General features: G+C 58.9%; 9 protein-coding genes. 3 read left to right on the forward strand and 6 right to left on the reverse strand.

The window, feature by feature from the left end; all coding sequences use genetic code 11:
• Positions 1 to 33: 33 nt before the first annotated feature.
• The gene (locus ACIGDJ_RS24535) at positions 34 to 1,206 is read right to left on the reverse strand and encodes an aspartate aminotransferase family protein (protein WP_397480067.1); all 1,173 of its coding nucleotides are present in this window, start codon (positions 1,204 to 1,206) and stop codon (positions 34 to 36) included.
• Between the two features lie 102 nt (positions 1,207 to 1,308).
• Here ACIGDJ_RS24535 and ACIGDJ_RS24540 point away from each other — a divergent pair, with 102 nt between their 5' ends.
• From ACIGDJ_RS24540 to ACIGDJ_RS24550, 3 genes are all read left to right on the forward strand, one after another.
• On the forward strand, positions 1,309 to 2,244 hold the full coding sequence (locus tag ACIGDJ_RS24540; protein ID WP_313000815.1) for a LysR family transcriptional regulator: 936 nt from the start codon (positions 1,309 to 1,311) through the stop codon (positions 2,242 to 2,244).
• 15 nt (positions 2,245 to 2,259) lie between these two features.
• Positions 2,260 to 2,664, forward strand: a complete 405-nt coding sequence (locus ACIGDJ_RS24545) for a GNAT family N-acetyltransferase (RefSeq protein ID WP_313000812.1) — start codon at positions 2,260 to 2,262, stop codon at positions 2,662 to 2,664.
• Positions 2,665 to 2,799: 135 nt separating this feature from the next.
• The gene (locus ACIGDJ_RS24550; RefSeq protein ID WP_313000809.1) at positions 2,800 to 3,501 is read left to right on the forward strand and encodes a hypothetical protein; all 702 of its coding nucleotides are present in this window, start codon (positions 2,800 to 2,802) and stop codon (positions 3,499 to 3,501) included.
• 73 nt (positions 3,502 to 3,574) lie between these two features.
• Here the strand turns inward: ACIGDJ_RS24550 and ACIGDJ_RS24555 are convergent, their stop codons facing one another.
• The 5 genes from ACIGDJ_RS24555 to ACIGDJ_RS24575 form a co-directional block, all read right to left on the reverse strand.
• On the reverse strand, positions 3,575 to 4,066 hold the full coding sequence (locus ACIGDJ_RS24555) for a RidA family protein (protein WP_016773306.1): 492 nt from the start codon (positions 4,064 to 4,066) through the stop codon (positions 3,575 to 3,577).
• A 235-nt stretch (positions 4,067 to 4,301) separates the two neighbouring features.
• Positions 4,302 to 5,189, reverse strand: coding sequence for a heme o synthase (cyoE, locus tag ACIGDJ_RS24560; RefSeq protein WP_313000807.1), 888 nt, complete (start codon positions 5,187 to 5,189; stop codon positions 4,302 to 4,304).
• Between the two features lie 10 nt (positions 5,190 to 5,199).
• A complete protein-coding gene (cyoD, locus tag ACIGDJ_RS24565; RefSeq protein ID WP_011335842.1) occupies positions 5,200 to 5,535 on the reverse strand; it encodes a cytochrome o ubiquinol oxidase subunit IV in 336 nt (111 codons plus the stop codon).
• The gene (gene cyoC / locus ACIGDJ_RS24570) at positions 5,535 to 6,158 is read right to left on the reverse strand and encodes a cytochrome o ubiquinol oxidase subunit III (protein WP_101161990.1); all 624 of its coding nucleotides are present in this window, start codon (positions 6,156 to 6,158) and stop codon (positions 5,535 to 5,537) included. The genes cyoD and cyoC overlap by 1 nt, the downstream gene beginning before the upstream one ends.
• 3 nt (positions 6,159 to 6,161) lie before the next feature.
• A partial coding sequence (locus ACIGDJ_RS24575) for a cbb3-type cytochrome c oxidase subunit I (RefSeq protein ID WP_397504635.1) occupies positions 6,162 to 7,118 on the reverse strand: 957 nt, incomplete at its 5' end.

Genomic DNA, 7,118 nt, shown 5'->3' on the forward strand with positions numbered 1-7,118 from the left:
CCATGCGCTCCCACAGGGTTTTGCGCAGACCAATCAATGTGCGTCCAGAGCCCGCCCAACCCCTCTGACAATCATCCCCACCTCGCGCTCATCAATCGTCAGCGGCGGGAGCAACCTGATGGTCTTGCCACGAGTCACGTTGATCAACAAGCCATGATCCCGCGCGGCGATCAGCGTCAGGTCGCGCACCGGTTGTTTCAGCTCGACACCGATCATCAGGCCCTGTCCACGAATCGCCAGCGCATTCGGGTTGTCTGCCAGTTCGGCGCGCAGGCGTTCCAGTAACCGTGCGCCCTGCACCCGCGCATTCTCCAGCAAGCCTTGTTCTTCGATGATGTCCAGCACGGTGCAGCCGACCCGACAGGCCAGAGGATTGCCGCCGAAGGTGCTGCCGTGGCTGCCCGGGGTGAACAGGTCTGCCGCGCGGCCCCGTGCCAGGCAGGCGCCGATCGGCACGCCATTACCCAGGCCTTTGGCCAGGGTCATGACATCGGGCACGATGCCTTCGTGCTGAAAGGCGAACCACTGCCCCGTGCGGCCGATGCCGGTCTGGATTTCATCGAGCATCAGCAGCCACGCGTGGCGATTGCACAGGTCGCGCAGAGCCTTGAGATAACCTGGCGCTGCGATTTGTACGCCGCTTTCGCCCTGGATCGGTTCGACCAGAATCGCCACGATGCGCGCGCCGTGTTTGCGTTGTATTTGCTCCATAGCCGCGAGATCGCCAAACGGCACTTTGACGAAATCCCCCGGCAATTCGTTGAAGCCCAAGCGCACTGCCGGGCCATCGCTGGCGGACAGCGTGCCGAGGGTGCGGCCATGAAACGCGTTGACCATGACCACCACCAGCGGCTGCTCGATGCCTTTGCGCCAACCGAACAGGCGCGCCAGTTTGAGTGCCGTCTCGTTCGCTTCGGCGCCGGAGTTGTTGAAGAACGCGCGCTCCATCCCCGACAACGCCGTCAGCCGCTTGGCCAGTTGTTGCTGCCAGTCGATGCTGTACAGGTTGGAGGTGTGCAGCAGCAATCCCGCTTGCTCGCTGATCGCCGAGACAATGCGCGGATGCGAGTGGCCAACATTGGTCACCGCCACACCGGCAACGGCATCCAGATACTCGCGCCCTGCCTGATCCCACAGGCGCGTGCCCAAGCCTTTGGTGAAGCTCAGGGCCAGTGGTTGGTAGGTGTTCATCAGGGCGGCGGTCATGACGTGAAACTCCATTGCAGGTCGGTGTTTTTTTAGTATGGTTAGCCACCTGAACTGGATAAACCCGGAAAAACTTCAATCATTTAAAAGCAGAGCTTGATAATGGATTTGTTTCAGTCGATGGGTGTTTACGTCAAAGTGGTCGAAGGCGGGAGCATGACCGCAGCCGCTCTGCAGTGCGACATGTCGACGACCATGGTCGGCAATCATCTGCGCGCGCTGGAGCAACGCCTCGGCGTGCAATTGCTGCAGCGCACCACCCGTCGCCAGCGGCTCACCGAGTTCGGCAGCGTCTATTACCAGCGCTGCCTGGACGTGCTCGGTCTGGTCGCCGACTCCGAACGCCTTGCCGAACAGGCCCTCGACGAGCCACGCGGCTTGCTGCGTATTGCCGCGCCGCTGACCTTCGGCGTCGAACGCCTGACCCCGGCGCTCAGCGAATACGCCTTGTTGTATCCGCAAGTGAAACTCGACGTGGTACTGACCAACGGCCGCCCGGATCTGCTGGAGAATGGCCTCGACGTCGCATTCCGGCTGGGCAGTTTCGATGAGTCTTCCAACCTGATCGCTCGCCCCTTGATCGACTACACCCTGACGGTCTGCGCCTCCCCCGAATACATCGCGCGACGTGGCATGCCGCACACGCCCCAGGATTTGCAGCAGCACGATTGCCTGTCCTTCGCCTACCCGGCCGGGGATGACTGGCAATCGGTGGAAAAACGCTGGCGTTTGAGCGGCCCCGATGGCGAAGTGCTCGTCGACGTGAGTGGCCCGCTGCTGATCAATAGCTCTGCCGGTCTGCACCAGGCCGCGCGCAACGGTATGGGAATCATGATGCTGCCCGATGCACTGGTCGAACAGGATCTGCGCGAAGGCAAACTGGTCAGGGTGGTCGCCGATTACCCGCCACCGAGTCGGCCCATGCATTTGTTGTATGCCCCGGATCGCTACCGTTTGCCGAAGCTGCGGAAATTTGTCGAGTTTGCGATGCGTACGTGGGGCAAACCTGACGCCCTCCGTTCAACAATCGAAAGCTGAAAAGGACTTCAATCCATGCAGTACACGCTCAACGTTCGCAACTTGCGCCCCGATGAAACAGAGTCGGCGCGGCTGTTTCTCGGCGAGCATGGCTGGCGCCATCGCACCGGCGATGCCGAGTCGTTCGCTCGCTTGATTGGCAATTCGCAACGCGCCGCCGTCGCTCTGCTCGACGACAACATTGTCGGCTTCGCCCGCGGCATCACTGATGAAATATCCAATGGCTATCTGTCGATGGTGGTGGTTGCTGATCATCATCAACGCAAGGGCATTGGCCGTGCGCTGGTTGAGCATGTGATGGGCGACAACCCTGACATCACGTGGGTGCTACGCGCGGGACGCGAGGGCGCAGAAGCCTTTTTCGCCAGCCTGGGTTTCGAAACTTCGCTGATTGCCATGGAACGCCCGCGCCTGAAATAACAACGACAGAGAAAATTCCCGACCACCAGACCGTTGCTCCGTGACAACGCCGCCCCGCTCCCCTAAATTAGTCGGCCTGAAAAAGACCTCGTGCTTTCTCGTCTCAACTCAAGTTAAAAAAGTAGTGAAATTTCAATGTCCGATTTCAACACCGCTGAATCCGTAGCCACCCAGTCGTCCAAAGCGGAATACGAAAACTCCATCAATCTTTCACAACACCTGCCCCAAGCCAAAATCATCAGCGAGATGGTTCTGGACGCGTTCCAGTCGACCCGCGAAAGCGACCAGATCCGTGAATTGCGGGCGGCGATCCGTCAGGCGCATGACAGCTTTGATGACGACAAGGCGTACGAGCTGATGGGCGAACTCAAGCGCCTGAAAGACGCCGAGGCGGCGGACATCGCCGCGCTGGAAGACCTGAGCAGCAAGTTCTCGATCGGGCGCATTCTGTCCAGCTTCAAAGACGATCCGGCGTTTCAGGAAATCGTTTATGGCTTGGCCCTGAAAGTACTGAATCAGACCCATCAGGCGATCAGCAACCCGAGCGGTGGCAAGAGCAAGGCCGCAAAAAAGAAAGAAGTGGAAATCTTCACCATCAGCAAGGACGGCGCCAGCGTGACCTTGCCAATGCGCACACCGCGTTCGCGTCTGAACGTTGATCGTGAAGCGCTGGAATTCCTCGGTTTCACCTTTGTGGGTGAAGGCGATGAAGCCGAGCTGGAGAGCGAAACCTTCGTCGACAACGCCGGTACGGAACAGGCGGTGAACCGCAAGAACATCATCACCGCCCTGCAGCAGCAGACCGCGTTTGACGGGTATAGCATCGCGGCGCAGTAAGCTGCCAAGCGCCTGTAAAAAAGCCCCGCACTGAGTGATCAGGCGGGGCTTTTTGTTTGAGGCGGGGATAACCTCAAGCCGAAGGATGCAACGCTGCAATCATGTCCACTTCAATCGCCGCATTCTTCGGCAACTGATACACGCCGATGGTCGTGCGCGTATGCCGTCCGGCATCGCCCAGCACATGGCTGAATACGTCCGAAGCGCCGTTGGCCACTTCGCTCAGGTCGACAAAGTCAGCGGTCGACTTCACATACACCGTGACCCGCAACAACGCGCGAATCTTGTCCAGCGAACCCACCGCATCGACAATCAGCGCCAGGCAACGCATGGCGCTGATGCTTGCGGCGGCTTGCGCATCCTTGAGGTTCAATTCCAGTCCCACGCGACCGGGATAGAGAATCTTGCCATTGACCCGCGGCACCATGCCGCTGATGTAGAGCTCATCGTGATGTCGGATCAGCGGCGCGTAATTGCCACCGGCGGTGTTCTCGCCATAGATGTCGTAGTTGAGTTCTTCGGCCAGGGCGATAAAGCGCTCATCGCAGGTCATCCGTTCGGTCATTGCGCCCAGCCTTTTGATCAATGCACGGGTTGAGACAGTCGAGCACCGAAGGATGGCTTGGAGCTACTACTGTCGGGTTGGATCCGAATCTAGGTCTTTTACCAAGTGGCCGCAACCGCTAACTGTGGGAGCGAGCCTGCTCGCGAATGGCAGCACCCCGAACGAGCATATTTCAGCCAACAAAAAACCCCGCACATCTCTCAACGTGCGGGGTTTTTCCTGAAGCTTGCAAACCTTACGGCGCGTACGTCAGCAACAGCTCTGTCGGCACCTTGAAGTCCAGGGACATCATGACGCTCAACGCAGTGATGGTGAAGATCGAGAACACGAACAGCTTGCGTGCCCAGACGGTGTCATCGACTGCCTTGTAGCCGGTCCAGGCCATGTACAGCCAGTACATGCCCATGGCGGCGGCGACGGCGAGGTAGCTCATGCCGGCGTAGCCGCTGAAGGTCAGCATCAAGGTCGCCACGAGGAACGCCAGGATGTAGAGCAGGATGTGCTTCTTCGCCACTTGAATGCCGCGTTTCACTGGCAGCACCGGAATCGATGCGGCCAGGTAATCATTGAAACGGAAAATCGCGATGGCGTAGGAATGCGGCATCTGCCACAGGCTGAACATCACCAGCAGGGTCAGTGCGGCCATGTCGAAGCTGTTGGTCACGGCAACGTAACCGATCACTGGCGGCATGGCGCCCGACAGACTGCCCACCAGCGTGCCGTGAACCGACTTGCGCTTGAGGTACAGGCTGTAGAAGCCGACGTAGATGACGAAGCCGATTACTGCGAACAGGGCAGCCAACGGGTTGGCCACCTTGTACAACAAGGCAACGCCGAGAACACCCAGAATGGTCGCGTAAACCAGGGCCAGTTTCAGGGAGATGAGGCCCTGGACCAGCACACGGTTCTTGGTGCGTTCCATCTTCAGGTCGATGTCGCGGTCGATGCAGTTGTTGAACACGCAACCGGAGGCCACGACCAGGGACGTACCGATCATGGCGGCCAGAAACACCGCCAGATCGACATGCCCTTTCGAGGCCAGGAAGAACCCGCCTGCCACAGAAAGCACGTTACCGAAAATGATCCCCGGTTTGGTGATTTGGATAAAGTGCTTGAGCGACATCGGGTCTACCTCACTTCGCCATCATGTACGTGTGGATGCTGAACATGATCCACAGCGACAGGCCAACCAGCAGCACAATCACGATCGCCGTGAAGACGAATGCGATCACGTTGTTACGCTGAGCAATGGAACGGTCCAGGTGCAGGAAGTAATACAGGTGAACGATCACCTGGATCACTGCGAACAGCAGAACGATTGCCAGCGTCGTCGACTTCGGCAGGGTCGGGTACATCACCAGACCGAACGGAATGACGGTCAGGATTACCGACAGGATGAAGCCGATGGCGTACGACTTGACGCTGCCGTGGCCAGCATCGTGGCTGTCATGGGAGTGTGCATTAGCCATTACAGAGTCCCCATCAGGTAAACAACGGTGAAGACGCAAATCCAGACTACGTCCAGGAAGTGCCAGAACAGGCTCAGGCAGCTCAGACGAGTCTTGTTGGTCGACGTCAGGCCATGCTTGTTGACCTGATACATCATGACGCCCATCCAGATCAGACCGGCCGAAACGTGCAGACCGTGGGTACCGACCAGGGTGAAGAACGCCGACAGGAAGCCCGAACGGCTAGGACCGAAGCCCTCGGAGATCAGCAGGTGGAACTCGTTGATCTCCATGGCGATGAAGCCCGCGCCGAGCAGGAAGGTCATGAACAACCACCCCAGGACCGCCTGCTTCTTGCCCTTGTACAACGCCAGCATGGCGAAGCCGTAGGTGATCGAACTGAACAACAGCAGAGCGGTTTCGCCCAGCACGTAAGGCAGTTCGAAGATGTCGTGGCCCGACGGGCCACCGGCAACGTTGTTTACCAGTACTGCGTACACCGCGAAGATCGACGCAAACAGAATGCAGTCGGTCATCAGGTAGAGCCAGAAACCGTATACGGTCATCTCGCCCGAGTCGTGGTGATGGTCATCGTGCCCATGGTCACCATGGGCGTGTCCAACATTGGTCACTAAGTTCGACATGGTTTAAGCCTGTTCCAACGAGGTTTCAACACGGGTGGCATTGGCCGGGATTTTCCCTGCCGCGACCAGACGCTTGTGCTGCTCGGCTTCGATACGCTCGATCGTTTCAACCGGAACCATATAGCCCTGGTCGTCACGTGCAGCGTGGATCACGAAGTAAACGACGGTGCCCACCAGGCTCGCGATCGCCAGCCACCAGATGTGCCAGATCATCGCGAAACCGAAGACGGTCAACAGCGCGCCCATCACCACGCCAGTGGCGGTGTTGTTCGGCATGTGGATCGGCTCGTACTTGGCCGGACGCTGGTACGCAGTACCGTTTTCCTTGGCTTCGGTGAACGGGTCGATGCAGTCAGCCTTAGGCAGCACAGCGAAGTTGTAGAACGGTGGTGGCGACGAGGTCGACCATTCCAGCGTGTGCGCATTCCACGGGTCACCGTGATCGCAAACGTTCTCTGGTTTGTTGCGGTCACGCACACTGACGTAGAGCTGGATCAGTTGGCAGGCGATACCGACAGCGATCATCACCGCACCGAACATGGCAACGTACAGGTACGGTACCCACTCAGGGTTGGTGGTGGCGTTCAGACGACGGGTCATGCCCATGAAGCCCAGTGCGTAGAGCGGCATGAACGCGACGAAGAAGCCCGAGATCCAGAACCAGAACGCTGCTTTACCCCAGCCTTCGTGCAGCTTGAAGCCGAACGCTTTCGGGAAGTAGAACGCGAAGCCAGCGATGTAACCGAATACCGCACCGCCGATGATCACGTTGTGGAAGTGCGCGATCACGAACAGGCTGTTGTGCAGCACGAAGTCAGCACCCGGGATGGCCAGCAGTACGCCGGTCATGCCGCCGATGGCGAAGGTCACCATGAAGCCCAGCGTCCACATCCCCTGGCTGGTGAAGCGCAGACGGCCCTGGTAGATGGTGAACAGCCAGTTGAACAGCTTCACACCCGT

It is taken from the genome of Pseudomonas sp. NPDC079367 (assembly GCF_044542195.1).
Classification (GTDB): domain Bacteria; phylum Pseudomonadota; class Gammaproteobacteria; order Pseudomonadales; family Pseudomonadaceae; genus Aquipseudomonas.

Coding starts and splice junctions, on each gene's coding strand:
- cyoE (WP_313000807.1), bottom strand. CDS start 5,189: ATGTCGCTCAAGCACTTTATCCAAATCACCAAACCGGGGATCATTTTC.
- ACIGDJ_RS24550 (WP_313000809.1), top strand. CDS start 2,800: ATGTCCGATTTCAACACCGCTGAATCCGTAGCCACCCAGTCGTCCAAA.
- ACIGDJ_RS24545 (WP_313000812.1), top strand. CDS start 2,260: ATGCAGTACACGCTCAACGTTCGCAACTTGCGCCCCGATGAAACAGAG.
- ACIGDJ_RS24540 (WP_313000815.1), top strand. CDS start 1,309: ATGGATTTGTTTCAGTCGATGGGTGTTTACGTCAAAGTGGTCGAAGGC.
- ACIGDJ_RS24535 (WP_397480067.1), bottom strand. CDS start 1,206: ATGACCGCCGCCCTGATGAACACCTACCAACCACTGGCCCTGAGCTTC.
- ACIGDJ_RS24555 (WP_016773306.1), bottom strand. CDS start 4,066: ATGACCGAACGGATGACCTGCGATGAGCGCTTTATCGCCCTGGCCGAA.
- cyoD (WP_011335842.1), bottom strand. CDS start 5,535: ATGGCTAATGCACACTCCCATGACAGCCACGATGCTGGCCACGGCAGC.
- cyoC (WP_101161990.1), bottom strand. CDS start 6,158: ATGTCGAACTTAGTGACCAATGTTGGACACGCCCATGGTGACCATGGG.